This window comes from Microcella sp. (assembly GCF_046296455.1).
Lineage (GTDB): Bacteria > Actinomycetota > Actinomycetes > Actinomycetales > Microbacteriaceae > Microcella.
Genome location: NZ_JBKBLF010000007.1, coordinates 23,748 through 48,848 on the forward strand (window position 1 = coordinate 23,748; position 25,101 = coordinate 48,848).

At 68.7% G+C, this 25,101-nt stretch carries 30 protein-coding genes and 1 tRNA gene; 15 read left to right on the forward strand and 16 right to left on the reverse strand.

Going from position 1 to position 25,101, the window contains the following annotated elements; translation table 11 throughout:
- The first annotated feature begins 20 nt into the window (after window positions 1–20).
- Window positions 21–581: an MOSC domain-containing protein gene (locus ACK4HH_RS05150; RefSeq protein WP_409649006.1), complete on the forward strand. Its 561-nt coding sequence runs from the start codon at window positions 21–23 to the stop codon at window positions 579–581.
- A gap of 7 nt (window positions 582–588) precedes the next feature.
- On the opposite strand, the gene ACK4HH_RS05155 is transcribed toward ACK4HH_RS05150, so the two are convergent.
- Entirely contained in the window at window positions 589–1,320 is a 732-nt protein-coding gene (locus ACK4HH_RS05155) for a YqjF family protein (RefSeq protein ID WP_409649270.1), read from the reverse strand.
- Between the two features lie 36 nt (window positions 1,321–1,356).
- On the opposite strand from ACK4HH_RS05155, the gene ACK4HH_RS05160 reads away from it, so the two are divergent.
- Window positions 1,357–1,863 carry an NUDIX domain-containing protein gene (locus tag ACK4HH_RS05160; RefSeq protein WP_409649009.1) on the forward strand — a complete coding sequence of 169 codons (507 nt, stop codon included), beginning with the start codon at window positions 1,357–1,359 and terminating at the stop codon, window positions 1,861–1,863.
- A 12-nt stretch (window positions 1,864–1,875) separates the two neighbouring features.
- Here ACK4HH_RS05160 and ACK4HH_RS05165 read toward each other — a convergent pair whose 3' ends face one another.
- The 6 genes from ACK4HH_RS05165 to ACK4HH_RS05190 form a co-directional block, all read right to left on the reverse strand.
- Window positions 1,876–2,220, reverse strand: a complete 345-nt coding sequence (locus ACK4HH_RS05165) for a hypothetical protein (RefSeq protein ID WP_409649012.1) — start codon at window positions 2,218–2,220, stop codon at window positions 1,876–1,878.
- Between the two features lie 47 nt (window positions 2,221–2,267).
- Window positions 2,268–3,950 carry a cation:proton antiporter gene (locus ACK4HH_RS05170; protein ID WP_409649015.1) on the reverse strand — a complete coding sequence of 561 codons (1,683 nt, stop codon included), beginning with the start codon at window positions 3,948–3,950 and terminating at the stop codon, window positions 2,268–2,270.
- A 60-nt stretch (window positions 3,951–4,010) separates the two neighbouring features.
- On the reverse strand, window positions 4,011–4,433 hold the full coding sequence (locus ACK4HH_RS05175) for an NUDIX hydrolase (protein WP_409649018.1): 423 nt from the start codon (window positions 4,431–4,433) through the stop codon (window positions 4,011–4,013).
- Window positions 4,430–5,086 carry a pyroglutamyl-peptidase I gene (gene pcp, locus ACK4HH_RS05180; protein ID WP_409649020.1) on the reverse strand — a complete coding sequence of 219 codons (657 nt, stop codon included), beginning with the start codon at window positions 5,084–5,086 and terminating at the stop codon, window positions 4,430–4,432. The genes ACK4HH_RS05175 and pcp overlap by 4 nt, the downstream gene beginning before the upstream one ends.
- Before the next feature lie 12 nt (window positions 5,087–5,098).
- Window positions 5,099–6,706: a DUF222 domain-containing protein gene (locus ACK4HH_RS05185; RefSeq protein WP_409649023.1), complete on the reverse strand. Its 1,608-nt coding sequence runs from the start codon at window positions 6,704–6,706 to the stop codon at window positions 5,099–5,101.
- Window positions 6,707–6,812: 106 nt separating this feature from the next.
- Window positions 6,813–7,097: a hypothetical protein gene (locus tag ACK4HH_RS05190; RefSeq protein WP_409649026.1), complete on the reverse strand. Its 285-nt coding sequence runs from the start codon at window positions 7,095–7,097 to the stop codon at window positions 6,813–6,815.
- Window positions 7,098–7,147: 50 nt separating this feature from the next.
- Between ACK4HH_RS05190 and ACK4HH_RS05195 the strand changes: the two genes are divergently transcribed.
- The 9 genes from ACK4HH_RS05195 to ACK4HH_RS05235 all read left to right on the forward strand — a co-directional run bounded on the left by ACK4HH_RS05195 (window position 7,148) and on the right by ACK4HH_RS05235 (window position 15,771).
- Complete coding sequence (locus tag ACK4HH_RS05195; protein WP_409649029.1) at window positions 7,148–8,659, forward strand: MFS transporter; 1,512 nt, start codon at window positions 7,148–7,150, stop codon at window positions 8,657–8,659.
- 22 nt (window positions 8,660–8,681) lie between these two features.
- Window positions 8,682–9,272, forward strand: a complete 591-nt coding sequence (locus ACK4HH_RS05200) for a hypothetical protein (protein ID WP_409649032.1) — start codon at window positions 8,682–8,684, stop codon at window positions 9,270–9,272.
- Window positions 9,269–9,730: a HEPN domain-containing protein gene (locus tag ACK4HH_RS05205; RefSeq protein WP_409649035.1), complete on the forward strand. Its 462-nt coding sequence runs from the start codon at window positions 9,269–9,271 to the stop codon at window positions 9,728–9,730. The genes ACK4HH_RS05200 and ACK4HH_RS05205 overlap by 4 nt, the downstream gene beginning before the upstream one ends.
- Before the next feature lie 91 nt (window positions 9,731–9,821).
- A tRNA-Pro gene (locus ACK4HH_RS05210) sits at window positions 9,822–9,895 on the forward strand.
- A 586-nt stretch (window positions 9,896–10,481) separates the two neighbouring features.
- Window positions 10,482–10,826 carry a hypothetical protein gene (locus ACK4HH_RS05215; RefSeq protein ID WP_409649037.1) on the forward strand — a complete coding sequence of 115 codons (345 nt, stop codon included), beginning with the start codon at window positions 10,482–10,484 and terminating at the stop codon, window positions 10,824–10,826.
- 194 nt (window positions 10,827–11,020) lie between these two features.
- Entirely contained in the window at window positions 11,021–11,377 is a 357-nt protein-coding gene (locus ACK4HH_RS05220) for a YciI family protein (protein WP_409649040.1), read from the forward strand.
- Entirely contained in the window at window positions 11,377–11,718 is a 342-nt protein-coding gene (locus ACK4HH_RS05225) for a YciI family protein (RefSeq protein WP_409649042.1), read from the forward strand. Before ACK4HH_RS05220 ends, ACK4HH_RS05225 begins: the two co-directional genes overlap by 1 nt.
- A 31-nt stretch (window positions 11,719–11,749) precedes the next feature.
- Window positions 11,750–13,135: an RNA polymerase sigma factor gene (locus tag ACK4HH_RS05230; RefSeq protein ID WP_409649046.1), complete on the forward strand. Its 1,386-nt coding sequence runs from the start codon at window positions 11,750–11,752 to the stop codon at window positions 13,133–13,135.
- A gap of 281 nt (window positions 13,136–13,416) precedes the next feature.
- A complete protein-coding gene (locus tag ACK4HH_RS05235) occupies window positions 13,417–15,771 on the forward strand; it encodes a P-loop ATPase, Sll1717 family (protein WP_409649049.1) in 2,355 nt (784 codons plus the stop codon).
- Between the two features lie 30 nt (window positions 15,772–15,801).
- Here the strand turns inward: ACK4HH_RS05235 and ACK4HH_RS05240 are convergent, their stop codons facing one another.
- Complete coding sequence (locus ACK4HH_RS05240) at window positions 15,802–17,607, reverse strand: DNA/RNA helicase domain-containing protein (protein ID WP_409649052.1); 1,806 nt, start codon at window positions 17,605–17,607, stop codon at window positions 15,802–15,804.
- Entirely contained in the window at window positions 17,594–17,911 is a 318-nt protein-coding gene (locus ACK4HH_RS05245; protein ID WP_409649055.1) for a nucleotide pyrophosphohydrolase, read from the reverse strand. Before ACK4HH_RS05245 ends, ACK4HH_RS05240 begins: the two co-directional genes overlap by 14 nt.
- A gap of 401 nt (window positions 17,912–18,312) precedes the next feature.
- On the opposite strand from ACK4HH_RS05245, the gene ACK4HH_RS05250 reads away from it, so the two are divergent.
- From ACK4HH_RS05250 to ACK4HH_RS05260, 3 genes are all read left to right on the forward strand, one after another.
- Window positions 18,313–18,522 carry a hypothetical protein gene (locus ACK4HH_RS05250; protein WP_409649057.1) on the forward strand — a complete coding sequence of 70 codons (210 nt, stop codon included), beginning with the start codon at window positions 18,313–18,315 and terminating at the stop codon, window positions 18,520–18,522.
- 417 nt (window positions 18,523–18,939) lie between these two features.
- Window positions 18,940–19,593: a nuclease-related domain-containing protein gene (locus ACK4HH_RS05255; protein ID WP_409649059.1), complete on the forward strand. Its 654-nt coding sequence runs from the start codon at window positions 18,940–18,942 to the stop codon at window positions 19,591–19,593.
- 44 nt (window positions 19,594–19,637) lie between these two features.
- On the forward strand, window positions 19,638–19,895 hold the full coding sequence (locus tag ACK4HH_RS05260; protein ID WP_409649062.1) for a hypothetical protein: 258 nt from the start codon (window positions 19,638–19,640) through the stop codon (window positions 19,893–19,895).
- A 39-nt stretch (window positions 19,896–19,934) separates the two neighbouring features.
- Here ACK4HH_RS05260 and ACK4HH_RS05265 read toward each other — a convergent pair whose 3' ends face one another.
- Window positions 19,935–20,615, reverse strand: a complete 681-nt coding sequence (locus ACK4HH_RS05265) for a Type 1 glutamine amidotransferase-like domain-containing protein (protein WP_409649065.1) — start codon at window positions 20,613–20,615, stop codon at window positions 19,935–19,937.
- Between the two features lie 46 nt (window positions 20,616–20,661).
- A complete protein-coding gene (locus tag ACK4HH_RS05270; RefSeq protein WP_409649067.1) occupies window positions 20,662–21,228 on the reverse strand; it encodes a LysR substrate-binding domain-containing protein in 567 nt (188 codons plus the stop codon).
- A gap of 54 nt (window positions 21,229–21,282) precedes the next feature.
- On the opposite strand from ACK4HH_RS05270, the gene ACK4HH_RS05275 reads away from it, so the two are divergent.
- Window positions 21,283–21,750, forward strand: a complete 468-nt coding sequence (locus ACK4HH_RS05275) for a DUF5997 family protein (protein ID WP_409649070.1) — start codon at window positions 21,283–21,285, stop codon at window positions 21,748–21,750.
- A gap of 3 nt (window positions 21,751–21,753) precedes the next feature.
- Here ACK4HH_RS05275 and ACK4HH_RS05280 read toward each other — a convergent pair whose 3' ends face one another.
- Genes ACK4HH_RS05280 through ACK4HH_RS05300 form a run of 5 tightly spaced genes read right to left on the reverse strand, consistent with a single transcriptional unit; the run spans window position 21,754 to window position 25,098 of the window.
- Window positions 21,754–22,719, reverse strand: coding sequence for a serine hydrolase domain-containing protein (locus ACK4HH_RS05280; protein WP_409649073.1), 966 nt, complete (start codon window positions 22,717–22,719; stop codon window positions 21,754–21,756).
- 24 nt (window positions 22,720–22,743) lie between these two features.
- Window positions 22,744–23,154, reverse strand: a complete 411-nt coding sequence (locus tag ACK4HH_RS05285; protein WP_409649076.1) for a PIN domain nuclease — start codon at window positions 23,152–23,154, stop codon at window positions 22,744–22,746.
- On the reverse strand, window positions 23,145–23,375 hold the full coding sequence (locus ACK4HH_RS05290; protein ID WP_255159281.1) for a hypothetical protein: 231 nt from the start codon (window positions 23,373–23,375) through the stop codon (window positions 23,145–23,147). The genes ACK4HH_RS05285 and ACK4HH_RS05290 overlap by 10 nt, the downstream gene beginning before the upstream one ends.
- 47 nt (window positions 23,376–23,422) lie before the next feature.
- Window positions 23,423–24,376, reverse strand: coding sequence for a lysylphosphatidylglycerol synthase transmembrane domain-containing protein (locus tag ACK4HH_RS05295; RefSeq protein ID WP_409649079.1), 954 nt, complete (start codon window positions 24,374–24,376; stop codon window positions 23,423–23,425).
- Window positions 24,358–25,098 carry a CDP-alcohol phosphatidyltransferase family protein gene (locus ACK4HH_RS05300; protein ID WP_409649082.1) on the reverse strand — a complete coding sequence of 247 codons (741 nt, stop codon included), beginning with the start codon at window positions 25,096–25,098 and terminating at the stop codon, window positions 24,358–24,360. Before ACK4HH_RS05300 ends, ACK4HH_RS05295 begins: the two co-directional genes overlap by 19 nt.
- Between the last annotated feature and the right edge of the window lie 3 nt (window positions 25,099–25,101).

A 25,101-nucleotide genomic window follows, 5' to 3' on the forward strand; every position in this document is an offset into this window, starting at 1 on the left:
GCCAGCTCTAGGCTGACCCCATGCCCTCGATCTCCGCCGTCTGCATGGTGCGCGAGCTGCGCGCCGACAAGCCCGGAACCCGCTCCGTGACCGCGATCGACAAGCGCGCTGTCGAGGGTGCGGTGCGCGTCGACGACTTCGGGCTCGTCGGCGATGTGCAGGTCGACCGCAAGCACCATGGCGGGCACGACAAGGCGCTCTACCTCTACAGCCAGTCCGATGCCGACTTCTGGGCCGAGGCGCTCGGGCGCGAGCTGCACCCCGGCTGGTTCGGAGAGAACCTGCGGGTCGACGGTCTCGACGTGAACGCCGCCCGCATCGGGGAGCGCTGGCGCATCGGCGAGGGCGCCAACGCGATTGAGCTCGAGTTCACGATGCCGCGCACCCCGTGCCAGACGTTCGCGCGCTGGGTCGGCGGCGATGACGCGCAGGGCTGGGTCAAGCGCTTCGCCGACTCCCGACGGCTCGGGGCCTACGCACGCGTCGTGCGCCGCGGAGCCGTGCGGGCGGGCGACCCGATCGCGGTGCTCGCGGTTCCCGACGTCGCGCCGACGATCGCGGGAGCCTTCCGCCCCGAGTAGGGCGGTGCTATCGCAGCCCGCGGGGCCGCGCGAACTCCGTCACGACGCCGGGATGCCCGAGCGGCATCGCGAGCACCGAGTCGGGCGCGCGCGCGGCGAGGTCGGCGAACCCGGCGGCCGCGAGCAGCTCATCGTCGAGGTGCAGCAGCTCGGCCTCGACGAGCGGCCACGGCGCGTGCGTGTTGCGGGCGTGGATGGTGCGGCCGAGGTGGTGCTCGTGAAAGCCCCAGCGCGCGGTGAGGAAGCGGCTGAGCGCGGTATCTACGGGCGCGGTGCCGGGACGGGCGTGGATGCGCGTGCTCGGGCGCGAGCCCGTGTGACGGCGCCCGCGGTACTCGATCGTGGTGTCGTCGACGCGGCGTTCGGCGCGCAGCCACTGGTACGGCAGCCCGAAGAGCGCGCGGGCCGCGAGCACCGAGGGCAGCTGCTCGGCATCGAGCGACCGGAACACCACCCCGCGATTGCCCGCCGCGTCGACGGAATACGTGCGCACGTTGATCTCGATGAACGTGCCGAGCCCCGGCACGGGCGGCAACGGCAGGAAGGCGTGCTCGCTCAGCACGAAGGGGATGAGCCCGACCCAGGCGTCGCCGTGCTCGTCGACGTCGGGGCGGGTGCCGGCGGGCAGCATCGGGGCGACCACCGCGGGGTCGACGCGCCAGTGCACGAACACGATGTCGCTCCAGCGCTGGCGGATGACCGCGCGGCCCGGCAGCGGCGGCGCGATCGCGGTCATCATCACGCTCCCATCATCCTCGCTTAGCCTGAACCCACCATGACGCACGATCCGCTCTCGAGCACGCCGCCGCCCCTGCCCACGGGTGCCGCGCGCGATCCCGGCGATGCTTGGGTCGAGGGCGACAACGGTCAACGCTACTGGGGCCGCTTCGGTGCGGCGGGTCTGCTGGCGTGGCACCCCGAGGCGGGCATCCTGCTGCAGCACCGGGCCGTGTGGTCGCACCACGGCGGCACGTGGGGGCTGCCGGGGGGTGCCCGCAAGCAGGGCGAGTCGGCGGTGGACGCGGCGGTGCGCGAGGCGGGCGAGGAGGCCGGCGTGCCGGCCGACGCCGTCGAGCCGCTCTTCGAGAGCCTCTTCGACCTCGGCTTCTGGTCGTACACGACCGTCGCCGTGCGGGTCGTGCGGCTCTTCGCCCCGATCGTCGCCGACGCCGAGAGCGTCGCCCTGCGCTGGGTCGCCCTCGACGACGTGGATGCTCTGCCCCTGCACCCCGGATTCGCCGCGAGCTGGCCGGCCCTGCGCGCGCAGCTGCCCGAGCGCTAGCCCGCTGAGCCCTTAGTCGCCGCCGCCGCCTCCGCCGCCACCCCCGCCGTCGCCACCGGCACCGGCACCGGCACCGATATCGCCGTAGTCGTGATGCACGATGATCGCCGGGTTGTCGACCCCGGGGTGGGCATCGAGAGGGCGGTGACGCTCGGGCGGGCGCCGCCGGCGCAGCACGAGGCCGATGACGACCGCCGCGACTCCGGCCGAGATGAGCACTCCCGACCCGATGACGAGGTCGGCCTCAGGCAGCAGTGCAATGCCGACGACGATCGCGATCGCGCCGATGATGATCAGAAGGCGGTCAGTGTTCGCACCGACCGTTGCTCGCGCGGTGTGTCGAGTCCCCTGGTTCATGGCGCCATCGAACCACATGTCGACCGATCCTCGCATCAGGCCGCGGTTCAGGGGGTGTCGTGCTCGGCCGTCTCGAGCCGCTTGAGCGCTTCGAGCGCGTCGTCGGCCGCATCGCGGAACGGGTGCAGCACGGTCGAGACGGTGCCATTGATGAGGGCCTGGCGGTAGAGGTGCGCCTGGCCGTCGGTGTGCACGGTGACGGCGATCGGGCACGTCGCGCCCGCGCGACGCAGAGCTGCGGCGAGCACGAGGTTGGTGTCGACGTCGGGCACCGTCGAGATGATGAAGCGCACGCCCTGCAGGGGCAGGGTTTCGGGGAACTCCGGGCTGCGGGCATCGCCGAACACGACGTCGACGCGATCGGCGAGCTGAGCATCCTGCAGCCGCACCTCGGCAAAGGGATCCCACTCGACGAGCAGTACCCGGCATCCCTCGCCGACGAGCTCGCGGATGAGCTGGCTGCCGAAGCGGCCGTGCCCGAAGACGATCGCGTCGTAGTGCTCGCCGCTCGCGGGCGCCTCAGCGCGCGTCACGCGCCGCTGCACGCGGTCGAGGAGGGGTTCGAGCCGCGTGGCGATCGCCTCGGAGTGGGGGATGAGGTAGCTCGAGCCGGCGATCGTGATGAGGGCGACGAGGGTGATGAGCCCGACGATCTCGTCGTCGACGAGCCCGATATCGCGCGTGAGGGCGATGAGGATGAGGCTGAACTCGCTGATCTGCGCGATCGCGAGGCCGGCGAGGAAACCGACGCGGGCCGGGTACCCCATGAGGCTCATGATGCCGATCATGATGATCGGGCTGCCGACGAGCACGAAGATCGAGAGCGCGATGGCAAGGGGTACCTGCGCCCCGATCGCACCGAAGTCGAGCTCGGCGCCGAGCACGATGAAGAAGAACAACAACAAGAAGTCGCGTAGGCCGCTGAGCGAGGCGTGCACCTGTTCGCGGTAGCGGGTGGAGGCGAGGGCGAAGCCGGCGAGGAACGCGCCGACCTCGATCGAGAAGCCGAGTACGTCGGTGAGGGCGGCGACACCGATCGCCCAGGCGACGCTCCACACGATGAGCAGCTCTTGGCTCGTCGCGACGCGGTCGAGCAGCCACGGTAGCACCCAGCGCATCGCGACGCCGATGCCGACGAGCAGGCCGCCGCCCCCGAGCAGGATGCGCAGCGCTTCGGCGCCGATGTCGAGGCTCGCGCCGTCGGCCGCGCCCGAGCCGAGGCTTGTGAGCACGATCATGACGACGATCACGACGATGTCTTGCACGATGAGCAGTCCGAGGGCGACGCGGCCGTGCAGCTCGTCGAGTTGCCGCTGATCGCTCAGCAGCTTGACGACGATGATCGTCGACGAGAACGTGATCGCGACGCCCACGACGGCGGCGGCGACGAGGTCGAGCCCGAACAGCAGGGCGATGCCGAAGCCGACGACGGCGGTGACGGCGATCTGCCCGAGCCCGGTCGCGAGGGCGACGGTGCCGACCGAGCGCACGAGGGTCACGTCGAGCTTGAGCCCGACCAGGAACAGCAGGATGGCGATGCCAATCTCAGCGAACAGCTCGAGGGCTTCTGCCTCGTGCACCCAGTCGAGCGCGCTCGGGCCGACGATGATGCCGACGACGATGAACGCGATGATGAGCGGCTGCCGGGCGCGGTGCGCGAGGAACGCGACGGTCGCGGCGAGCACGAGGATGAGCCCCGTGATGCCGAAGGTGTCGAGCTCGAGCGCCATAGCCCCACGCTACCGGCCGGGGGTCGCGGGGTCAGCGCTGTTCCGGCTGGGCTGCTCGGGTTAGCGCTCTGCGGGCCGGGCGAGCAGGGGCATCATGCGCTCGGTGACGAGCGGCGCGATCGGCAGGTCGGCGAAGTGGTCGGGATGCACCCACCGCAGCTCGGCGATCTCGGCACCCGCGCCGATCGCCTCGGCGGCGGCGGGCTCGAGCGCCGCCACCCGGAACACTTCGGCCTCGACGAGCATGCCTGCCTCGTTGGCGGCGGGGGCGCGGAAGGTGCCGAGCGGGTGCAGGGCATCCGGTGCGATGACGAGCCCAAGCTCTTCGTGCAGTTCGCGCGCGAGGGTCTGCGCGCCGGTCTCGCCGGGCTCGTACTTGCCGCCGGGCTGCATGAACACCGTCGTGCCGGCCTTGCGCACGAGCAGCAGCCGGCCCCCGCTGTCGACGATGAGTGCCGCCGCCACCCGGATGATGTCGGTCACTGCGTCGTGCCCCCGGCGACGTCGAGGTCGCCGTCGTGGCCCATCCGGTCGATGACCGTCGTGATGGCGATGCGGATGCCGCGCTCGAGTTCATCGAGCGTGAACTGCGGCCCGCCGCCGAGCTGGGGCGTCGCGGGAACGTGGATGAATCCGGCCCGCAGGCCCGGTCGGGCTGCCGCGATGCCCATGAGCTCGTAGAACACATGGTTGCAGACGTAGCTGCCCGCGGTGAGCGACACGTCGCTGGGGATGCCGGCGGCATCCAGGGCATGGGCGATCGCCTTGACGGGCAGGCCGGTGGTGCGGGCGGTCGGGCCGCCGTGCTCGATCTCGGCGTCGCGCGGTTGGGCGCCGTCGTTGTCGGGGATGCGCGCGTCGGCGAGGTTGATCGCGATGCGCTCGGGCGTGATCGCCTGGCGGCTCTCGGCGAGCCCGAGAGCGATGACGATGTCGGGGTCGTGGGCCTCGATCGCGGCGGCGAGCAGGGGAGCGGCGCGCGCGAACGACACCGGCAGCACTTCGCCGACGAGCCGGCAGTCGGGATGCCCGAGCTCAGCCAGCCGCCGTACGACCTCGCCGCTCGGGTTGACGGGTGCGTCGGCGAAGGGTTCGAACCCCGTGACGAGCACGGTAGGCAGGGTCGACGGCGTCATGCGCCCAGCCTGTCACGCCCCGTCATTCAGTGCGTCGAGCAGCGCCCGACTGCGTGTCGGCATCTCTCGCACGGTCCGCCCTGAACCGTCGCCCGAACCCCCGCCGTCATCGTCGGGCGGTACGAGCAGGTAGCGCGGGCCATCGCGGCGGATCTCCCAGCCGTTGTTGTGCGCGAGCAGGTGGTGATGTCGGCAGAGCAGGATTCCGTCGGCGACGTCGGTGCGGCCGCCGTCGCGCTGCCAGTGCTCGATGTGGTGGGCCTCGCACCAGGAGGGTGGGCGTTCGCAGCCGGGCCAGCGGCATCCGCCGTCGCGTGCGGCGAGGGCGATGCGCTGGGCGCGAGAGAAGAGGCGCCGCTCGCGCCCGAGGTTCAGGGGCTGGCCGGCGGCGTCGGCCGCGCCGTCGACCGTCAGCGTCACGGTTCCGGCGCTGCAGGCGATGCGCTCGACCGTCGCAATTGAGACGGCGTCGGGCTGGCCCTCGAGGAAGCCACGTCCGCTCCGCTCGTCGAGCGCCCGCCCAGCGACGATCACCCGGACGCCGACGGGCGCATCCCCCAGCAGCTGCGAGGTGTCGGCCGCGACGCCCTGTCGCAGCAGCTCGGCGATCGTGTCGCTCGCCCGCTGCTCGGGCGTGCGGTCGTCGGCGGGGTCGGGGGCGTCGGGGCCAGGGCGGCCGACCGCACCGTCGCGCGCGCCGTCGACCGCACCGTCGACAGCACCGTCGACCGCACCGCCGGGCGAGGCCTCAGCCTCGAAGCTCGGCACCGCCCGCTTCGGCGACGTGACGCGGTCGAACACATCGCTCACGATCGCGTAGGTCTCCGGATCGAGCACCCAGTGCGCGTAGCCCATGCCGTCGGCGCGGCGCCCGAGCCGGAACGACCGCTGCGCCCGCCGCGCCGCCTCCCGCTCGGGAAGGCCCAGCAGGTCGAGGTCGTCGCGCATCGCGCGTGCCTCGCGCGCCGCGCGGTCGGCATCGAGTTCGGCGACGCGGGGCAGCAGCTGCTCGGCCGCGGCGTCGAGCATCTCGGCCGTGAGCGCGGGGGAGGGCGACCCCAGGCCGAGCCGCACGGCATCGGCGACGGCCACGCTCACGCGCCCCTCGAGCACGGCGGCACCGAGCGCTGATCCAGCCCCATCGACTCCGTCGCCGGCAGCGAGGTCGCCACCCGGCCCTTCGGCGGAGGCTCCCGCTGCGGCCATCGCCGACCCGACCCGCACCGCCGTGCGGGCATCCGCCACACGCGTGCCCGTCGTGACGCGCACGAGCTCGTCGGGCGTGCGGTGGCCCGTACGCTGCGCGAGGCCCTGCGACCCCAGCTCCGGAGCCGACCGCCGCGCGATCTCGCCCGCCAGGAGCGAAACGTGCAGTTGCGCGAGCCGAACCTCGTCGGCCGCGACGCGCGTGAGCTCGAGCAGGGCGTCATCTCCCAGGGAGCGGTAGAGGTCGAGCTCGCGGGGGACGCGCGCGAGAGCATCCACCGCCGCGGAGAGCGCGCCGCCGACCGCGTGCCCAGCCGACGCGTGCCCAGCAGAGCTGTGCCCCTCAGCAGCCTGCCCATCAGGATCGTGCGGCGCGTCCGCGACGCCGGGTGGCGCGACGAGCATCGTCATCATGACCCCACCCCTCTCGCCGTCAGACTCGATCTCGATGATTCGAACATACATTCGACTACCGATATCGGGGGCGGAGTATCCACAGGCCAGGAAACAGGCCGAGAAATCAGCCCCGCGGCGACTCTGGAGCAGGAGGAGCAGGAGGCGAAGGACGATCAGGCGCATCAGGAGGCGCAGCCCCATCACCCGGCGCCCGCCCCGACCCCGCGAGCGAGAAGAACACGACCCCGAGCCCGAGAAACGTGATGCCGAGCGCGATGTTGTCGGGCATCGTCACCGTGAACACGACGCCGACGCTGAAGAAGGTGATGCCGCTGGCCATCCAGGCTCCGCGCGCGCCCGCCGACCCGCTGCGGTCGGGCCCAGATTCTGACGGCGGATGCTCGCTCACGCTCCCCACGATAACCGCCGAGCATCCCGGGCGGGCGTAGCATCACGCCCATGACCCCCGCGCGCCGCAACCGCCTCGTTCTGCTGGTCGTGAGCATCTCGCTCATGACGGTCGTGTCCGCGGTGAGCGGCCTCAACGTCGCGCTGCCGAGCCTCGCCCGCGCGACGGGCGCGAGCCAGACCGAGCTCACGTGGATCGTTGACGCCTACACCGTCATCTTCGCCGGCCTGCTGCTCGCCTCGGGGGCGATCGGCGACCGCCTGGGCCGCAAGGGAATCCTGCTCGTCGGCCTCGCGATCTTCGGCACCGCCGCCGCGGCCGCGGCCTTCGTCGAGACCCCGAGCGCCCTCATCGCCCTGCGCGCCGTCATGGGCATCGGAGCCGCCGCCATCATGCCGACGACCCTCTCGGTCATCACGACCACCTTCCCCGTCGAAGAACGAGGCAAGGCCGTCGGCGTCTGGGTGGGCGTCGCCGGCGGGGGAGCCGCGATCGGCGTCTTCGTCGCGGCCGTGCTGCTGCAGTGGTTCGAGTGGCCGTCGTTCTTCTGGCTCAACGTCGGCCTCGCGGCTGCCGGCTTCGTGGGCACGGCCCTGGTGGTTCCCAGGGGGCGAGACGAGCATCCACCCCGTTTCGACGGCCTGGGCGCGGTGCTGAGCCTGCTCGCGGTCGGCGGCATCGTCTTCGGCATCATCGAACTGCCCGAACGCGGCGTGGATGATCCGCTCGCGCTCGGTGCGCTCGCCGTCGGGCTGGCCGCCCTGGGGGCGTTCGTGCTGTGGGAGTGGCACGCGCCCGCCCCGCTGCTCGACCCGCGCCTGTTCGCCGTGCGCGGCTTCGGCATGGGCAGCCTCTCGCTCTCGGTGCAGTTCTTCGCCGCCTTCGGCTTCTTCTTCGCGGCCCTGCAGTACCTGCAGTTCGTGGCCGGTCTGAGCCCGCTGTGGGCGGCGGCGTGCCTGCTGCCGATGCCGTTCATCCTCATCCCGCTCGCGCGCGTCTCGCCGCGCCTGGCCGAGCGCTTCGGATACCGTCGCGTCGCCCCCGTCGGCCTCCTCCTCATCGCCGCCGCCTTCGTCGTATTCGCCCAGCTCGAGGTCGAGCTCAACTACGCCGTCTTCGGCACCGGCATCGTGCTCTTCGCCCTCGGCATGGCCCTCTCGGGTGCTCCGTCGACCACGGCGATCACCCAATCCCTGCCGCCCGGCAAGCAGGGTGTCGCTTCTGCGGTCAACGACACTGCTCGCGAGTTCGGCAGCGCTCTCGGCATCGCCGTGCTCGGCAGCATCCTCACGGCCACCTACAAATCGGGCATCCAGGATGCGATCGCGGGCCTCCCGCCCACGATCGCCTCCGCCATCGAATCCTCGATCGCCTTCACCCAATCCCCCCGAGTCGCCGACTTCGGAGCGGCGGCAGCCCCCATCATCGCCGCGGCCAAAGACGCCTTTCTCTCCGGGGTGACCACGGCCCTCCTGACGGCGGCGTGCGTGCTCGCGGTCACAGCGATCATCACGGCGACCTTCGGACCCCGACGAGGAGCGGAGCGCTCGCAACTTTCATAAAACGTTTGCTAACATTCATTTTATGAAAGTAAAGCCGTCCGCGCTGTTCCCGCTCCTGCGCTCTGACACGCAGGGGCAGCTTCTCGCTGCACTCGAGCTGAGCGATCGCGGCGAGACGGCGACCGACCTTGCGCGCCTCGTTGGCACAAGCTTGCCCACGGCCACACGCGAACTCGGCCGCCTGGCCGACGCCGAACTGATCGCTGTCGAGTCGGTGGGTCGCCGAGCGGTCTATCGGCCCAATCGTCACCACCCGCTGAGCGATGCGGTGCGCCAGATCGCACTGTTCACCTACGGCCCGCATCCGGTCGTCGCCCGCGAGCTCGCGACCGTGCCAGGAATCGCCGAGGCTGCGATCTTCGGCTCGTGGGCAGCGCGTCGCGCGGGCGAGGCAGGCCCCCCTCCGGGCGACATCGATGTGCTCGTCGTCGGCGATCCTGATCGTGATGCCCTGTACGACGCCCTCAGCCGCGCCGAGGCGGCGTTGCGTCGTGAAGTGAACGCCACCGTGCTTGCTCCCGACGCGTGGGCGGCTGTGGATGACCCCTTCGTGTCGACCCTGCGTGCGCGACCATCGGTCGACCTGGCAGTCGACACGAGGGGCACCGGATGACGTGGGAGCAAGGCCGAGCGGTCATCGAGCAGTTGCTCGAGCGTGGTGAGCTCGAGCGCGTCGTCGCCAACGCTGCGTTTGCCGCCGCGTCGCTCGAGCTGTGCGAGAAGCACATCACCACGGCTCAACTGGCGCTCGCGAACGATCCCGTGGCAGCGCTGTCGATCGCCTACGACGCGGCGCGCAAAGCGCTCGCCGCTGTGCTGCTGGCGCAGGGCCTGCGACCGACGCGTCGCGGTGGTCACATCGCCGTGACGGATGCTCTCACCGCGCAACTCGACCCACCCAGCCGCATCGGCCGCCAGGTCGACCGCATCCGCCGCCTGCGCAACGACAACGAATACCCCGACGTCACTACGTCTGTCGCCACAGCCGCCGATGCCGCCGACGCCATCACCGTAGCCACGGACGCGCTGAAAGCAGCCCGGCTCGTCCTGCCCCACCTGACACCCTTCTGACTCCTCCCCGATCCTTCCGCCGCTCCCCGCACGTGTCACGCCCCCGCCCCCAACGCGCTAGACTCTCTCTTCGTGCCCACGGGCACAGCCACGGGCTGTGGCGCAGCTTGGTAGCGCACTTGACTGGGGGTCAAGGGGTCGCAGGTTCAAATCCTGTCAGCCCGACTGAACGAAAAGCGGGGGCGGCGGAGTAGGGCCCCCGTTTAGGTGACCCGGGGTGGGGGCGGCCGGGGGGGCAAAACCACCCCGCGCCCGCCCCCCCGGGCGCCGCCCCGCGCCGGCCGCCGCGCGCAGAACACCCAGACGCCGCCCTGTGTGATTCACCAGCCCCCGGCCGAGCAACCTCTCTACCCTCGCGCTCATGCGAGTCGGCGTCTACATCGATGGGTTCAACCTCTACTACGGGGGTCGCGGCATGTGCGGCCGCTCAACGGCAGGCTGGAGGTGGCTCGATCTCCGTTCGATGCTGACAGCCGTCATTGCAAAGCACGCTCCATGGCAGTCCCCGACCGAACTGTCGATCACCTACTGCACGGCGCGTGTCAGCGGCGCGAGCAATCCTGTGGGGCAGCGGGAGCAAGACGTCTACCTTCGTGCCCTTCAACACTCAGGATCAGTCGACCGGTTGAGCTTCGGCAATTACGTCGTACGCATCGCGACAGCACCACTCGCAACTGCTGGCCGCACCGGGAGGCCGGTGATCGCCTGACCGGTGTGGCCTCTGATGGTCCAGGATGGAGAGGGATCCGACGTGCCCGACGCACGCTTCATGGCGTCAGTGGCGCGGCGCGAGGAGAATGGTTCGGACGTGAACGTGGCCTCGCACCTGTTGATCGATGTTCTCGGGGGAGCGGTAGACGCAGTTGTGGTGGTTTCGAACGACAGCGATCTCGCTTTCCCGGTCTCTCACGTGCGTACTGAGGTGTCGGTCGGCCTGATCAACCCGACGAAGGGCTATCTCGCTGGCAAGCTTGCTGGCGATGCAACTTCAGGCGCAGGCCGCCACTGGTGGTATCAGTTGACGGCCGACGACTGGCGTCGCCACCAGCTACCCAACACGATCGGTAGTCGCATCGAGAAGCCCCACCAATGGTGACCGCGATGCCGCTCTGCTAATCTCTACCCACACCACCCGGCCCCTCTGGGGCCGGGTTTTCTCATTCCCCGAAGCTGTCCGACTTCTGGCGCAGCGTGTCAGAATTCCGGGCTGAAGGTGTCAACCCTGTCCTCCCACTACCCCCGCCTCCGTCGCCCTGATGTAATCACCCTCACCACAGAGCGGAGCAACCCATGCGCTACATGATCCTCATCCACTCGAACGAGGCTGCCGAGGCGGCCTGGGCCGACGGACTCCAGCAGTCTCTCTACGCCACCCACGACGCGATCATCGCCGACCTGGTCGCGAGCAAAGAGTTCATCGACACCAACGAGCTCGACACCGAGAACGTCACGGTGATTGGCCACCACCACGGCCAGCCCATCACGACGCGCGGCCCCTTCACCGAGGGCACCGAGTTCGTCGGCGGCTACTACATCGTCGATGTCGCGAGCCACGAGCGCGCGGTCGAGATCGCCGGCCGTTTCGCCGAGGCGAAGCATTCGCCGATCGAGGTCCGACGCCTGATGCACTCGGAAGAGGCCAGCTGATGCGATACCTCCTGCTCATCGTGAGTGACCCTGCCGCCCCCGCCTACGTCCCCGAAGAAGACAACATCGAGCAGTGGGTGGCCGACCTCGAGCGCCGCGGAGCCGCCATCGTCGGCGACCGCCTGCGCCCGCCCTCCGACGCCACGACGGTGACGGTGCGCGACGGCAAGACGATCCTCACCGACGGCCCCTTCACCGAGTCGAAAGAGTGGATCGCCGGCTTCGACCTCATCGAGGTCGACAACCTCGACGAGGCGCTCGAGCTCGCGGCCGCGCACCCGATAGCCCGCTTCGGCCGCGTCGAGGTGCGCCCGCTCTGGCCGCTCGAACTGGGCGCCTAGGCAGAGCAGCACCGAAACGATCAGGCGATGGATGCCCGCACCCGGCCCTGAGAAGGCCCCGAGCGCGACGACCGAGGTGAGCGCGACGCTCGCCGAGGTCGTCGCCTCGGAGCGCCTGCGCATCGTCGCAACCCTGATCCGCCTCACCCACGACTGGGATCTCGCGGAGGACTCCTTCCACGACGCCGTCACCCGCGCGCTCACGACGTGGCCCGAGCGCGGAATCCCCGACAACCCCGGCGCCTGGCTCACAACCGTCGCGAAGAACGCGGCGATCGACGCCATCCGCAAAGCGAGCACCGAGCGGAAAGCCACTGAGCGCCACGCCCACGAACTCACCGACACCCCAGAGGAGGAGACGACGATGCTCGACGACACGATTGACGACGACCGCCTCCGCCTCATCTTCACCTGCTGCCACCCCGCCCTCGCGATGGAATCCCGCGTCGCCCTCACCCTCCGCACCGTGCTCGGCTTGAGCGTCGCCGAGACCGCGCACGTCTTCCTGGTGAGCGAGCAGACCATGCAGAAGCGTCTGGTGCGCACGCGCGCGAAGATCCGCAGCGCGAACATCCCCTACCGCGTGCCGCCGCCGCACCTGCTGCCCGAGCGCACCGCGGGGGTGCTCGCCGTGCTCTACCTGCTTTTCACCGAGGGCTATTCCTCCGGTAGCGGATCAGACCTCATCCGCCCTGCCCTCGCCGACGAGGCGATCCGCCTTACGCGCCTCGTGGCGCAGCTCATGCCGCAGCAGCCCGAGGTGCTGGCCCTGCTCGCCCTCGAGCTCTTCCAGCATTCGCGCGCGGCCACGCGCCTCGACGCTGCCTCAGACCTCGTGCTGCTCGAAGACCAAGACCGCTCCCGCTGGAACGCCGCCGCGATCGCCGAAGGCTCCCGGATGCTCGCCGCAGCCGAGCAGACCCTCCAGCACCTCGGCACCCTGCCCGGCCCCTACCTGCTCCAGGCCCAGATCGCCGCCGAGCACGCGACCGCTCCGACGGCCGCGGCGACGAACTTCGCCCGCATCGCCACCCTCTACGCCCACCTCAGCCAGGTGGCTCCGTCGCCCATCGTCGACCTCAACCGAGCGATCGCCGTGGCGTTTTCCGAGGGCCCGGATGTTGGCCTCGCCCTCCTCGACACCCTTAACCTCGACGCGCAACTGGGGGAGTACCACCTCCTGCACGCCACCCGCGCCGACCTGCTCCGCCGCCTCGGCCGGCCGACGGATGCTCTGCCGCACTACCGCCGAGCCCTCGAGCTCGCCCCCTCCAACCCCGAGCGCCGCTTCCTCCAGCGCCGACTCGCAGAGTTCGGTTTGGCTTGGCCCTCGACTGCGACAGCCGATCACCAGCTGGAGATAACCCCGTCGGCCTCACTATTTCAAAGCACAGTTCCCTCATGCTCGGGGAGATAGCAGGTCAATCGAAGATTCACTCGTGAAGCCTTGCGAGCTGGTCTACGGACCAGAATGGCGTCGGTCAGCGGATCTGGGTAGACCTGACATACGAGATGAGGCGTTCGTTCGGTCTTGGCAGCCCGCGCATCACTGCTTCCTGGGGGCGGCCAATGTCTTGCCCCACTTGGTCTCGATCCCACGGCGGTAGCCGAGTACGGTGAACGGTGCCAGACTTGAGTTCCAGTCGACTGGGCCACTCGAGCTTCAATCTCAAACGGTATCCAAAGTGAGGACGCGCCTTGACACCCAAAGTCTTCTTCGGCTACCCCGAGAAGCCGCGTGGGCAGGCGGAAGTTATGCGGAACTTCGCTAAATCGCTATCAGCGGACCTCGGCGTGGAGGCCCAGACTTGGGAGGATCTGCAGGTAGACGGCCGCCTAGTTGTGTCGGAAGTCCTGCGTCAGATTGACGAGTCGACCATGACCGTCTTTGACTTGACGTTCCCCAATCCGAATGTGCTCTTCGAGGTGGGTTATGCCATAGCCCGCGGCAAGTCCGTTTGGCTGACTCTCGACTCCACGAGTGCGTTCGCAGATAAGGCCTGGCGCGACCTAGCTATCCTCAGCGAGATCGGTTACACGCCCTATAGAAACAGTTCCGAACTGATCGATCGCTTCAAGCTGCAGACCCCTCTCCTGAAGCTCGTACCTCTCTACGACTCGCTGATCGAGGGCTGGTTGCCTGACCAAGACGTTGCGAAGGACGGTTTGTTGTACTGCACCACCTTCGAGCCCTTCGAAGCCGCCAATCGACTTGATGCTTTCGTGGACGGGCGCCAGAAGCTAGGCGTCAAAGTGGCAGTCGCAGATCCATCCGAGTCAGGCTCGACGCCCCTCCGGTGGTTTGTCGAGGAGATGGCCCAATCCGCCGGTGTCATGATCCACTTTGCGGGTGCTGAACGCAACAGGTCCCTCATTCACAACAATCGTCACGCACTAGTAGCCGGGTTCGCACTGGGCATGGAGTTGCCAGTGCTGATGTTGGCCGAGTCCGGATTTCGTTCGCCTTTCGACTTTGAGTCTGCGGTGACGATCTACGAGACGTCAGAAGAGTGCATTGAAACGGCGAGGGAGTGGCTTGATAACCTAACGTTCCGAGGTGCAAGAGTCGCAGCTCGTCGTCCACAAAGAAGTAGGCTCTCTGAACTTCGGTTTGGGGAACACGTCGCTGAGAACGAGCGCTCCGAGCTACCAGATTACTTCGTTCAAACATCGGCGTTTGGGGACGTAGTAGCTTCACGGGACAGCATTTTCGTAGGCCATAGAGGGACTGGAAAGACGGCGAACGCGCTCCAAGCGTTCGACATGGTTGCTTCGAACAAGACCAATCTTGCGGTTCTGATTAAGCCGCCCGGTTTCGAGTTCCCCGCGATGATGGCACTCGTACGTGGCATGCCTGAATATCAACATGACTACTTTTTTGATGCGCTATGGCGTTTCGTGATTCAAACGGAAATCGCCGCGACCCTACTTCGGCGACTACTGGATCGTCCATCGGGCGTGCCATTGAGTGCCGATGAGAAGTCATTCGTGGAGTACTCGTCGGAAGCCCCGTTTGACCTGAAGTCCGATATCTCGGTCCGCTTGCAGCAAGCGCTCACGTCTCTCAGCGCAACGATTCTCGAAGTCGAAGACGGGGACATGTCGCGGAATTTCATCAATGAAGCTCTGCACACTCAAGCCTTGGCTGTCTTGCGTAGCCAGCTTGGAAAGGTGTTGAAGGGCAAAAAGCGCGTTGCTGTATTCGTTGACAATCTAGACAAGGGTTGGGAGCGAGGCACTGACTTTAAGGTGATGGCGCGTTTCATTCTGGGACTGCTGTCCGCACGTGGCCAAGTAGTCACAGACTTTCAGAAGCAGGACTACTGGCGCGACGCGATTAAGCTGACCGTCGCGGTGTTCTTGCGCAGTGACATCTACACGTACCTGAGAAGCGAGGCGCGCGAGCCGGACAAGCTTCCAATATCGACAGTTGCTTGGAACGACTGGTTGTCTTTGAGGAATGTTATAGAGAGTCGCTACTCGTTCAGCTCTGCATACCAAGGCACGACGGAAGATCTCTGGACTGATGTCTTCTGCCCAGCAGTTGGCGAGCAGACGACTCAGAAGTTTCTAGAACAGCTATCGTTACCGCGACCACGAGATTTGGTCTTTTTGTGCAACTCAGCGGTCGGACGCGCAGTCGACCGCGGTCACGATCGAGTCGAGCCCGAAGATTTCCTCTCCGCCAGCGAGACGTACTCACAGTATGCATACGAAGCGCTACTGGTCGAGAACGGCGTAACCATTCCCGAACTCGAGACCGCGCTTCTAGCGTTCATCGACCGTCCGGCGATCGACACTATCGAAGCGCGCCGTACCGATATGGAAGCTGCGGGTTTACCTCGCGATGATCACGAGAGGCTTTTGGAGAAGCTCGTGTCAGTTAACTTCTTCGGTATCGAAACTGCGCAAGATGTTTTCGCCTTCCCCGAGGTGGGGTCAGAATCCGCTGTTGCGATGAAGCGGGCTCAATCGTATGAGGTTGACCATGGAAGAGCGAGGCTGAGAATCCACAACGCATTTCACCCGTTCCTCGGTATTCGAGAAAACTAGTCGAGTTGTAGAGCCAGCGGAGCTTAGTTGTCAGCGACCGAGTTCGTCGGGGGTGCGTCGCCCAAGGGCATCTTTCTGCATGCCTCGCATCGCTTCAGATAGACGCGCGTTGAGCGTGTAAACGTACGTCCCCCGAATCCCACGCGTCATCAGCACCGCATACACATTGCAGACGTACCGCAGCAGATCTTCATCGCTGTAGGTCTTGCCGAGCGTCGGGTTGTTCTCCTTGCCCTTCTTGTCGAAGTAGCTGTCGCGGTCGACGACCAGGCGCTGAGCATCCTCGTCCCACTGCAGGTCGTTGCCGATGATGACGCCGGCGTAGTTGAGGTCGTAGCCCTGCACCGTGTGGATCGAACCGACCTCGTCGAGCGAGGTCTTCGAGGCGATCCAGTCGGTGGCGGTGGTGTTCCAGCGCAGCTGGCGGCCGTCGAGCTCGATGTCGTAGGCGGTCGGGTCGTTGCGGCTCTTCCACTCCCACGCGTAGCCAGCGACGAGGCGCGCGAGCCCGTGCTCGGCGTCCCGCTCGCGGATGGCGTCGTGCATCTCGCCGAGGTCGTCGAAGAACCGCAGGTCGTAGCCTTCGAAGGTGCGGGGTGCGGGAGGCGGAGCATCCGGATCGGGAGGGCCCGGGCGCAGGATACTGCGCACCCACCCGATGTAGTCTTCGCCGGCTTTGACCCGCATTTGCGAGGTGAGCGGGTAGTGCCGCCTATCGCCTTTCGCCTCGTCGACGAGCGAGCGCAGCAGCTCGGGCGGCAGGTCGGCGGGGCGCACGCTCTGCTCGGGGTCGACCATGAGGATCTGGTGGCGGCTGCGCGCGCGAATCCAGTCGAGCTGGGTCTTGGTGATGTCGTCGGTGCCGAAGAGCTTCGTGGTGATGTCAATGAACTTGCGGTTCTGCACGCCCGACGGCTGGTTGGCGCGCTGGTTCAGCCGGTGGGCTTCGTCGACGATGAGCAGATCCCACGGCTGGTCGTCGGCCCCGACGTCGAACGGCGTGAGCACCTGACTCGGGCTGAGGCCGGGGGTGCGTTTGAAGACTCGCTGGATGCTCTTGCGCAACGACTGCTGCGGCACGACGAGCCCGACCCGGAAGTCGGTGAGCAGCTCGCGGTGCCCTTCGGTGAAGAAGTCGGAGAAGATCGAGTCGGCGTCGGGCTCGTCGTCGGGTTTTGACGCGGCGATGTCGGCGAGCAGCTTCATCAGGTAGATCGCGACGACGGTCTTGCCGGTTCCGGGTTCGCCCTGCACGATGAGCAGCTCGCCGGTCTCGGCTCTGAGGTCGTCGAGGAGCCCTTCGACGATGTCTTCGACGGCAATCGCCTGGTCGGTGGTGAGCGCCTTGTAGGGGGAGAGCTTGAAGAGGTCGCTGTTTTCGATCTCGGGGATGCTCCGCGTGAACACACCCTCGGCGCGCAGCTGCTCGAACACCTGTTGGAACGACTCGCGGTACAACTCGCGGTCGTAGTACGCCGAGTCGGTGACGCCGTCGTTGCGGTTGAGCACCCGGTAGGCGCCGTCGCCGGCGAGCAGTCGGATCAGGTGCGACTCGAGGTCGAGGCACACGGACTTGTTGTAGCGATCGTCGAGCACGACGCGAATCTCGGAGAGCGCCTGCCGCTTCTCGGCGTTGTCGAGGTGCTGCAGCATGCGCGCTTCGGCGTTGAGGGTCTCGCCGACGTAGACGTCGTCGAGCCCGCCGCTCGGCCGACCTCCACGGCCGCCATCGAGCAGGTAAACGACAGGCCAGTTGCGGTGGCGGGGGTCGCCCTTCGCCCATGTGCGCACGGCGTTCTTGTCGAACGGCACGCGCTGAATCTCAAAGCTGGTCATACTTCTCGCTGCGTCCGCGGGCCTTCTCGGCGGGGTACTTCGCTCCGGTTTGCTCGAGCTTCTCGAGTACGAGCTGCTGAGGGTCGGCGCCGATCTTGTCGGCGAGCAGAATGCAATAGGTGAGCACGTCGGCGAGTTCGTCGCGCAGCCGCTGCGGGTCGGCGTCCGCGTTCCACTGGAAGAGTTCGAGCAGTTCGGCTGCTTCGATCGAGATGCTCTTGGCCAGATTCTCGGGGGAGTGGAACTGCGCCCAGTCGCGCTCGGCCACGAACGCGCGGAGGGCGTCGCGGGCGGCGTCGGTCATGAAGCTCAGCGTAGTCGGCGAGAGGTGACACCGGCTCGTGTGAAGCGGCTCGGCCGACGGCAAGCGTCGGAAACCTGCCTAGCGGCTCCAGCTCTTCTTCGACGTCAAGTGCCATGCGCCACAGTTGGGGCACCGGTACACGCGCGCTTCGATCTTCGCGCGACGCGAGCCGTCTTGGCGCTGTGTCGATGCCAGCGCCATGAGCGCGGCAATGCGGTCACGGTAGCGAGTCTTTCGGCAGGTCGACACACCGCCATCGTGACGGTGACCTCCGACAAGAACCGCCTGACGCGTGCATCCGGGGTGACTCAATGTCCGTTGATGGAGTTACCGTTTTGCCATGACGAACCGGCCGATTCAACCCCGCCCACCGGGCGGGTGTTGTCTCGGAAGGAATCACCATGGAGCACGATCTGACGTGGCCGCTGTACCGCCCGCTGCCGAAGGAGTTCGTCTTCTTCGACGTGGCGGAGGTGATCGAGTTCTTGCAGGACTGTCCGCCTGACGCACCGATCTGGCTCGTCAACTACCGGCAGCTGAGGAACATCACGCAGCGGCCGATGGATGGCATGGGCGGCGGGCTCGGGCCTGACGGCGTGCGTTTCTGGTAGCGGCCTGGCGGTGCGGGGCGGCGCGTTGCGGCGACCCCGCACCGCCGGTCCTCACGCGTTGTAGAGATCGCGTCGCCGACCGCGCCGAACCTTGCGGGTCGTGTGCCACGCAGAATGCTCGGCGCACCAGTGGATGCTGGCGAGAGCCGGGAAGCGCGACTTCTTGAGAGCACTCAAAGCTCTGCGCGCGAATCCGTAGCTTGAGTACGGCTTCTTGGTACATGAATGCATGCGAGTGCATCCCTTCTTTCTCAGGGAGTGGGATGCACTGCAAGGCCAGAATCTCGATACGTCGTTGGGTCGAGTTCGTCACGAACTTATCAGGCTGATCGGGGGGTTCCTTAGGGTCTGGACAACCCGGCCAAGTGCCTCGGACGGGGACTGCGGAGGAACCCTCGTTTCTGGTTCGATGAACTTATGGCAGTCGACGACCACAACGCCCCCGGAACCTCAGCCCAGCGCGAGTACGAGCGCCGCAAAGCCAACGACGAGGCTCGTACCCGCGCCAAGTGGGGCAAGCTCGGCGGCTTGGCCGTCGCGCTCTCGGACGAGAAGCAGAGCACGAAGGCCTGGAGCAGTGGAGCTGCCGGCGAGGCGGCCGTGGGGGCTCGGCTTGACGGGTTGGCGTCGGAGAGCATCCGGGTCATGCATGATCGCCGCATTCCGCGCTCGAAGGCCAACATCGATCACATCGTGGTGACGCCCGGCGGGGTGTGGGTGATCGACACGAAGCGGTATGTCGGCCGGGCACCCGAGAAGCGGGTGGAGGGCGGCATCATCCGGCCGCGGGTCGAGCTGCTGATTCACCGCGGCAGCAACAAGACAAAGCTCGTCGACGGGGTGCTGAAGCAGGTGGCGCACTTGCGCGAGGCGGTCGGCGAGGTGCCGGTGTTCGGCGTGCTGTGCTTCGTCGATGCCGACTGGGGGTTCTTTCCTGTCGAGTTCGCAGTGAACGGGGTGCAGGTGGTGTGGCCGAAGAAGCTGGCGGGGATGGTGTCGAAGAGTGTGGAACCGGTGATTGACGTGGCGGTCGTGGCGGAGCAGATCGCGCGGCGGTTTCCTCGGGCGTGACGGACTCGTCGCGCGTCGCGACTCGCGGCCGTTAGGGTCACGACATGCCCGCCGACCCGACCGACGACTGGACGCCGGTCGGCGTCGTGTTCGAGAACCACCCCATCGAGATCGACGGCGTGAACCCGTGGCAGCAGTCGTGGCAGTCGACCGGCGCGATCGCGTACGTGCGGCATCCGGCGCACCCGACGCAGGTGCACGACGTGTCGGTCTACGACATGCAGGTTGAGGGCCGCACCATCCGTTTCGCGGCGGGGGAGCTGTCGAACGGGGTGTGGGGCTTCTACCGCCCCTGGCGCTGAGGCTCTTCGACGAGTCGACGCCAGGCTGCGGCCATACGGTCAGCGCGGGAAGGGCATCCATTCGCCTTCGCTGACGACCGTCACCACGCCGTCGACGACGCTGATCGCGGTCTGGTCGTCGATCGCGTAGGCGGGGGTGTCGAGCTTGGCCGCCCAGCCTTCGGCCGCGGCGCGCGAGTTGCCGGGCTCGCCGTCGGGGGCGAGGTGGGGGCAGATCGAGAAGTCGACGAGCCCGAGCGCGGAGTCGTCAGTCTCGTTGTCACCTGACGGTCGCCACCCGACGAACTCGCGGCCGATGCGCGGCGTCATGACCATGCTGCCCGCGCTCATGCCCACCCACACGGTGCTCGCCAGCTGCGGGAAGAGCGTGTCGAGCCCCGACGCGCACACCCAGTGGGCGAGGTAGAGGGCGTCGCCACCGGCGACGAGCAGCACGTCGGTCTCGAGCACGAGGGGCTTCCAGCGCTCGTCGTCGATGCTGGGCAGGGCGGTGAGTTCGAGCACGCCGACCGACTTCCAGCCCAGGTCGACCATGGGATTCTCGGCGCGGCCGCTGATGAACTCCCAGGCCTTCACCCCGGGCCCCACCCAGGGGTGCCCGTACATCGCCGTCGGAATGCACAGCGCGGTGCTCTCGCCGATGGGCTTGCCGAGCAGCTCGACGAGCGCGTCGGCGATGGTGGGGTTGGTGACTCCGCCGGATGTGAGCAGCAGTTTCATGGCGCCTCCTCGGTGACCGCGGCCAGCCTACGGGGCGCGTGGATGCTCAGCGCGAGCTGTTCGCCGTGCGCCCCCGCACGATGCCGATGAACTCGTCGACCATCGGATGCGCGCTCACCGTCGGCCACACGAGCGCGATGCTCGTCTCGACCCCGTCGGTGACGGGGCGTGCCACGACGTCTTTGCGCGAGTGCGCGCGCGCGACCGACTGCGGCATGACGGCGACGCCGACGTTGGCGGCGACGAGCTCGACGGCGTCGGATCCGCTGCCGCCGTGCAGGTCGACGGTCAACACGACGACGTCGTCGAGCCCGCCGAGATCGACGAGGGTGACGCTGTCGAGGCCGGCGACGAGCGATCCCTTGGGCGCGACGACGACGGGCGCCTCGCGGTAGAGCGGGATGGCGTGCCAGGTCTCGTCGGCGGCCACGTCACGCAGCAGCGCCATGTGGGCGGTGCCCTGTGTGAGCGCGGCGAGCGCAGCATCCTGATTCATGGGGATCAGGTCGAGGCGGCCGCGGGGCCGGCGGTCGCGCCAGACGCGCTCCCATTTGCCCGGGGTGACTCCGGGCACGAAGGCGACGCGCAGCGGGTCGGGGTACGGGGCGGCCATGCGCTCAGGCTACCGGCGCGGCCCGGCGGGCCGCCCGGCAGTACGCTCGACACCATGACCGAGACCCCGCGCGAAGACCGCCGCCAGCAGCCGAAGCCGAAGAAGGAGCAGCTGCTGAGCCCCGCGACCGCCGCGAAGAAGCTCGGGCTGTATCTGCCGGCGACGCCGGAGGAGTTTCAGGCGACGCCCATCACGCGCACGCAGCTGCAGGCGATGAACGACAACCCGCCCGCGTGGCTGACGACCCTGCGCAAGGAGGGCCCGCACCCGCGCGACGAGGTGTCGCGCCGGCTGGGCGTGTCGAACTCGGCGCTCGCCCGCGCGGGCGTGAGCGACCACATGACGACGGCCGAGATTCGCGCGCTGCTCGACGACCGGCCCGAGTGGCTGGTGGCGGAGCGCGAGAAGCACGCGCCCGGCACGGGCATCGTTCCGGGTACGGCGGTCGGCGAGCGGCCGGCCCGGGCCGAGAGCCCGCGCGACCTCGACGACGACGACGAGTTCACCGACGAGCTCGTCTAGATTTCAGCGCTCGGGCGCGTGCTCGCGCAGCAGGGCGAAACCCGCTCGGTCGACCGAGCGGTCGCGGGCTGAGAGCACGACGACGCCGACGCCGGCCGTGCGGTCGACGCCGATGAAGCTGCGAAACCCGCCTGTGCCGCCGTTGTGCCACGTGACCTCGCGGCCGGGTCGGCCGAGGGTGATCCAGCCCGCGCCGATGCGCACGCCAGGGGAGTAGGGAGTGTGCGCGTCGAGCGCCGAGAGCCCGGGAGCCGTGCCGTCGAGGATGCGGTGCAGCAGCTCGCGCATCGTGCCGATCGTGGCGCGGATGCCGCCGGTGGGCGCGATGGCCTCGCCGACCCAGGCGGCGCGCGGTCGGCGGCGCCGCGTCGCGCCGAGCAGGCTCGTGGGGCGCAGCTCGTCGGCGTGGTGGGGCGTGGCGAACCCGGGTCCGAACGTGGCGGTCAACAGGTCGCGGTAGCTCATCGACTCGGCAGCGGCGACGGCGTGCCCGAGCAGCTGAAAGCCGAGGTTCGAGTAGCGGGCGCGTGGCGGGCCGAGTGTGATGCCGCGGGTCTGCTCGAGCAACTGGGCGAGTGTCTCGCCGTAGGGGTTCTCGCCGCGCGTCCACAGCCGCCAGGTGCGGCGCCAGGGCTGCATGCCGGGCGCGAGGCGCGGCAGGCCCGAGTGGTGGGTCGCGAGCGATTCGAGCGTGATCGTCTCGACGGCGCCGTGGTCGGCGAGCGGCAGCAGTTCACCGAGCGTGGTGGTGGGCTCGACCCGGCCGTGCTCGATCGACGCGCGGTAGAGCATCCCGGTGATGGTTTTCGAGATCGACCCGATCTCGAAGTCGTTCTCGGGTGCTGCGCCGCGCAGCGCTTCGGCACCACCGTGCGGGGTCACGAGGGCGATCGCGGCGACGGGATGCCCCGCCCCCAGCGCGCGTTCTGCGCTCGCGATGAGCTCGGGGTCTCCGATCCAGGAGGTCATGGCACCGAGGCTATCGGGCGGCGATCAGACGGTGAGGCGCTCGACCGTCTGCCCGGTGACGTCGGCGATCAGGTCGAAGTCTTTGTCGACGGCGAGCACCGTGCACCCGGTGAGTTCGGCGGTCGCGGCGATGAGCAGGTCAGGGATCGAGGGGGCACGGTGCTGCCCGCGATCGCCGAGCAGCTGCTGCACCTCGAGCGCGCGGCGTTCGATGCCGGGCGTGAGGTGCTCGACGGGCATGAGCGCGAGCGGGGGCGACGCGAACTCGAGGCGCGACTGTTCGGCCGAGCGCATCGAGTACCCGATCTCGAGGTGCGTGATGCCGGTGATGCGCACGAGCCCGCGGGCGATGCGGGTGAGCCAGAGCTCGGCGTCGGGACTGTCGGCGAGCCGCACGTAGGCCGACTTGTCGATCAGCCAGGGCGTCACCGCCACGCGGCGGCCATCACGTCGGGGTCGTCGAGGTCGCGGGCGGCGTGGGATGCGCGACGCAAGTCATCGAGGGAGATCTCGGCGGGGGCCTCGCGCTGCACGTCGGCCAGCGCATCGAGCTGCCGCCGCAGGTATTCGTTGCGCGAGAGCCCGAGTCTCGACGCCTGCTCTTCGATGCGCGCGACCGACTCGTCGCTCATGCCGCGGATGAGGATGTCGGTCATCGGCTGCTCCCTCGTCGATCCTGAGCCCGATGATATCGCGATATCGCCTACGGGGTCGAGCGATCCGCACCGCCGCGCGGCCGCGCCCACACCCCGAGCAGCCCCGGCAGTACGGCGACGAGCCCGACCAACCCGAACACGACGCTCGCGGCGAGGCTTACGCTCGCGGACGCCCCCGCGAGCGGCAGCAGCGCGGCCGCGGCCCCTTCGCGCAAGCCCCAGCCGCTGATCGTGATCGGCACGAGCATCGTGAGCAGGATGAGCGGCACGAGCGTGACGATCGCCCCGAACGGCAGGCTCAGCCCGACGGCGATCGTGCAGAACCAGAAGGCGAGCAGGATGCACGCGGTCGTACCCGCGCTGAGTGCGAGCTGCGGCGGCAGGGAGCGGCGGCCGACAAGGGCGATCGCCGCCGTGCGCGAGAGCTCGGCGACGCGCGGGCCGACGCGGCCCGGCAACCACCGGGCGGCGAGCAGCACCCCGACGAGGGCGAGCGAGGCGAGGGTGATGGTGGCGGCGAGGCCGAGCATCCACAGGGGCCATTCGAGGCCGCCGGGTGCGAGTGTTGTGACGGTGACCGCGATCGCCATGGTGGCGAGCAGCGCGACCTGGCCGGCGAATCGCTCGACGACGACGGCCTGCGCGGCCACGGCGAGGCCCGCCTGCTCGCGGCTGCGCACGGCGCGGCCCGCGTCACCGACGACGCCGCCGGGCACGGTCGAGTTGACGAGCTGGGCCAAGTAGTACTCGCGCAGGGCGTGCCCGCGACCGAGCGGCAGGCCGAGCGCGCCCGCGGTGAGGCGCCAGCGCTCGGCGGCGAGCACGGTGTGCAGGGTGAGCGCGGCGAGGGCCACGAGCATCCACGCGGGGTTGGCCGAGGCGAGCGCCTCGAGGGCGTCGGATCCGTCAGCGACCTGCCACAGCAGGGCGAGCAGGCCGATCGTGACGAGCGCCTGCGCGGCGACGACGAGCGCGCGGCGGCCTAGGCGCGGCGTCGCCACAGCCACACGATGTCGCGGCCGAACGACCAGCCGAGCGCGGCGAGCGTGCCGATGATGAGCACGACGGCGAGGGGTGCGGGCACCCACGGCGACTGCAGCACGATGAGCACGATGAGCTGGATGACGCACACGACCTTGCCGCTGTAGCGCGGCGGCAGGGGGTCGTAGAGCCACGGCCAGATCGCCCCGGCGACCCAGAACAGGTAGCGGGGGAGTCCGAGCAGGATCACGAACCAGGGCGCGCCGCCGAGCGCGGCGAGCAGGGCGAGCACGAGGGCGAAGACGGAGTCGACCTCCATGTCGAAGCTACCGCCGAAGTCGGACGACAGCCCCTGACGGCGGGCGAGCCAGCCGTCGACGCCGTCGAGGCTGAGCGACACCGTGGCGATCGCCATGATGGCCACGGGCTCGTGCGCGCCGCCGAGCAGCGGAATGATGAGCGCCGACACGAGCGCGAGCCGCAGCAGCGTGACGGCATTGGCGAGCCCGAGCCGCGCGTGCGGGTGCCGGCGCCGCAGCTGCCACGCCGCGACGCCGGCGCTCACGGCGAAGACCGCCAGGCCCAGGATGATCGCGAGCGCCCCCGCCGAGCCGAAGACGCCCGCCCCGAGCGCGGCGACCACCCCGAGCCCGACCGGCGCCAGCACCGCGAAGCGGCGCACGGGCGTGTCGGTCGGGCGCAGGGGGAAGAAGCGCCCGGCGCGGGCGTCGAGGGCGGTCACGTT

Excerpts from the sequence above, each read along its gene's own strand:
- ACK4HH_RS05165 (WP_409649012.1), bottom strand. The coding sequence starts at position 2,220 with ATGAACCAGGGGACTCGACACACCGCGCGAGCAACGGTCGGTGCGAAC.
- ACK4HH_RS05290 (WP_255159281.1), bottom strand. The coding sequence starts at position 23,375 with ATGACCGACATCCTCATCCGCGGCATGAGCGACGAGTCGGTCGCGCGC.
- ACK4HH_RS05250 (WP_409649057.1), top strand. The coding sequence starts at position 18,313 with ATGGAGCACGATCTGACGTGGCCGCTGTACCGCCCGCTGCCGAAGGAG.
- ACK4HH_RS05280 (WP_409649073.1), bottom strand. The coding sequence starts at position 22,719 with ATGACCTCCTGGATCGGAGACCCCGAGCTCATCGCGAGCGCAGAACGC.
- ACK4HH_RS05245 (WP_409649055.1), bottom strand. The coding sequence starts at position 17,911 with ATGACCGACGCCGCCCGCGACGCCCTCCGCGCGTTCGTGGCCGAGCGC.
- ACK4HH_RS05240 (WP_409649052.1), bottom strand. The coding sequence starts at position 17,607 with ATGACCAGCTTTGAGATTCAGCGCGTGCCGTTCGACAAGAACGCCGTG.
- ACK4HH_RS05275 (WP_409649070.1), top strand. The coding sequence starts at position 21,283 with ATGACCGAGACCCCGCGCGAAGACCGCCGCCAGCAGCCGAAGCCGAAG.
- ACK4HH_RS05155 (WP_409649270.1), bottom strand. The coding sequence starts at position 1,320 with ATGATGACCGCGATCGCGCCGCCGCTGCCGGGCCGCGCGGTCATCCGC.
- ACK4HH_RS05200 (WP_409649032.1), top strand. The coding sequence starts at position 8,682 with ATGAAAGTAAAGCCGTCCGCGCTGTTCCCGCTCCTGCGCTCTGACACG.
- ACK4HH_RS05270 (WP_409649067.1), bottom strand. The coding sequence starts at position 21,228 with ATGGCCGCCCCGTACCCCGACCCGCTGCGCGTCGCCTTCGTGCCCGGA.
- ACK4HH_RS05185 (WP_409649023.1), bottom strand. The coding sequence starts at position 6,706 with ATGATGACGATGCTCGTCGCGCCACCCGGCGTCGCGGACGCGCCGCAC.
- ACK4HH_RS05265 (WP_409649065.1), bottom strand. The coding sequence starts at position 20,615 with ATGAAACTGCTGCTCACATCCGGCGGAGTCACCAACCCCACCATCGCC.
- ACK4HH_RS05220 (WP_409649040.1), top strand. The coding sequence starts at position 11,021 with ATGCGCTACATGATCCTCATCCACTCGAACGAGGCTGCCGAGGCGGCC.
- ACK4HH_RS05150 (WP_409649006.1), top strand. The coding sequence starts at position 21 with ATGCCCTCGATCTCCGCCGTCTGCATGGTGCGCGAGCTGCGCGCCGAC.
- ACK4HH_RS05205 (WP_409649035.1), top strand. The coding sequence starts at position 9,269 with ATGACGTGGGAGCAAGGCCGAGCGGTCATCGAGCAGTTGCTCGAGCGT.
- ACK4HH_RS05230 (WP_409649046.1), top strand. The coding sequence starts at position 11,750 with ATGCCCGCACCCGGCCCTGAGAAGGCCCCGAGCGCGACGACCGAGGTG.
- ACK4HH_RS05225 (WP_409649042.1), top strand. The coding sequence starts at position 11,377 with ATGCGATACCTCCTGCTCATCGTGAGTGACCCTGCCGCCCCCGCCTAC.
- ACK4HH_RS05260 (WP_409649062.1), top strand. The coding sequence starts at position 19,638 with ATGCCCGCCGACCCGACCGACGACTGGACGCCGGTCGGCGTCGTGTTC.
- ACK4HH_RS05255 (WP_409649059.1), top strand. The coding sequence starts at position 18,940 with ATGGCAGTCGACGACCACAACGCCCCCGGAACCTCAGCCCAGCGCGAG.
- ACK4HH_RS05160 (WP_409649009.1), top strand. The coding sequence starts at position 1,357 with ATGACGCACGATCCGCTCTCGAGCACGCCGCCGCCCCTGCCCACGGGT.
- ACK4HH_RS05195 (WP_409649029.1), top strand. The coding sequence starts at position 7,148 with ATGACCCCCGCGCGCCGCAACCGCCTCGTTCTGCTGGTCGTGAGCATC.
- pcp (WP_409649020.1), bottom strand. The coding sequence starts at position 5,086 with ATGACGCCGTCGACCCTGCCTACCGTGCTCGTCACGGGGTTCGAACCC.
- ACK4HH_RS05170 (WP_409649015.1), bottom strand. The coding sequence starts at position 3,950 with ATGGCGCTCGAGCTCGACACCTTCGGCATCACGGGGCTCATCCTCGTG.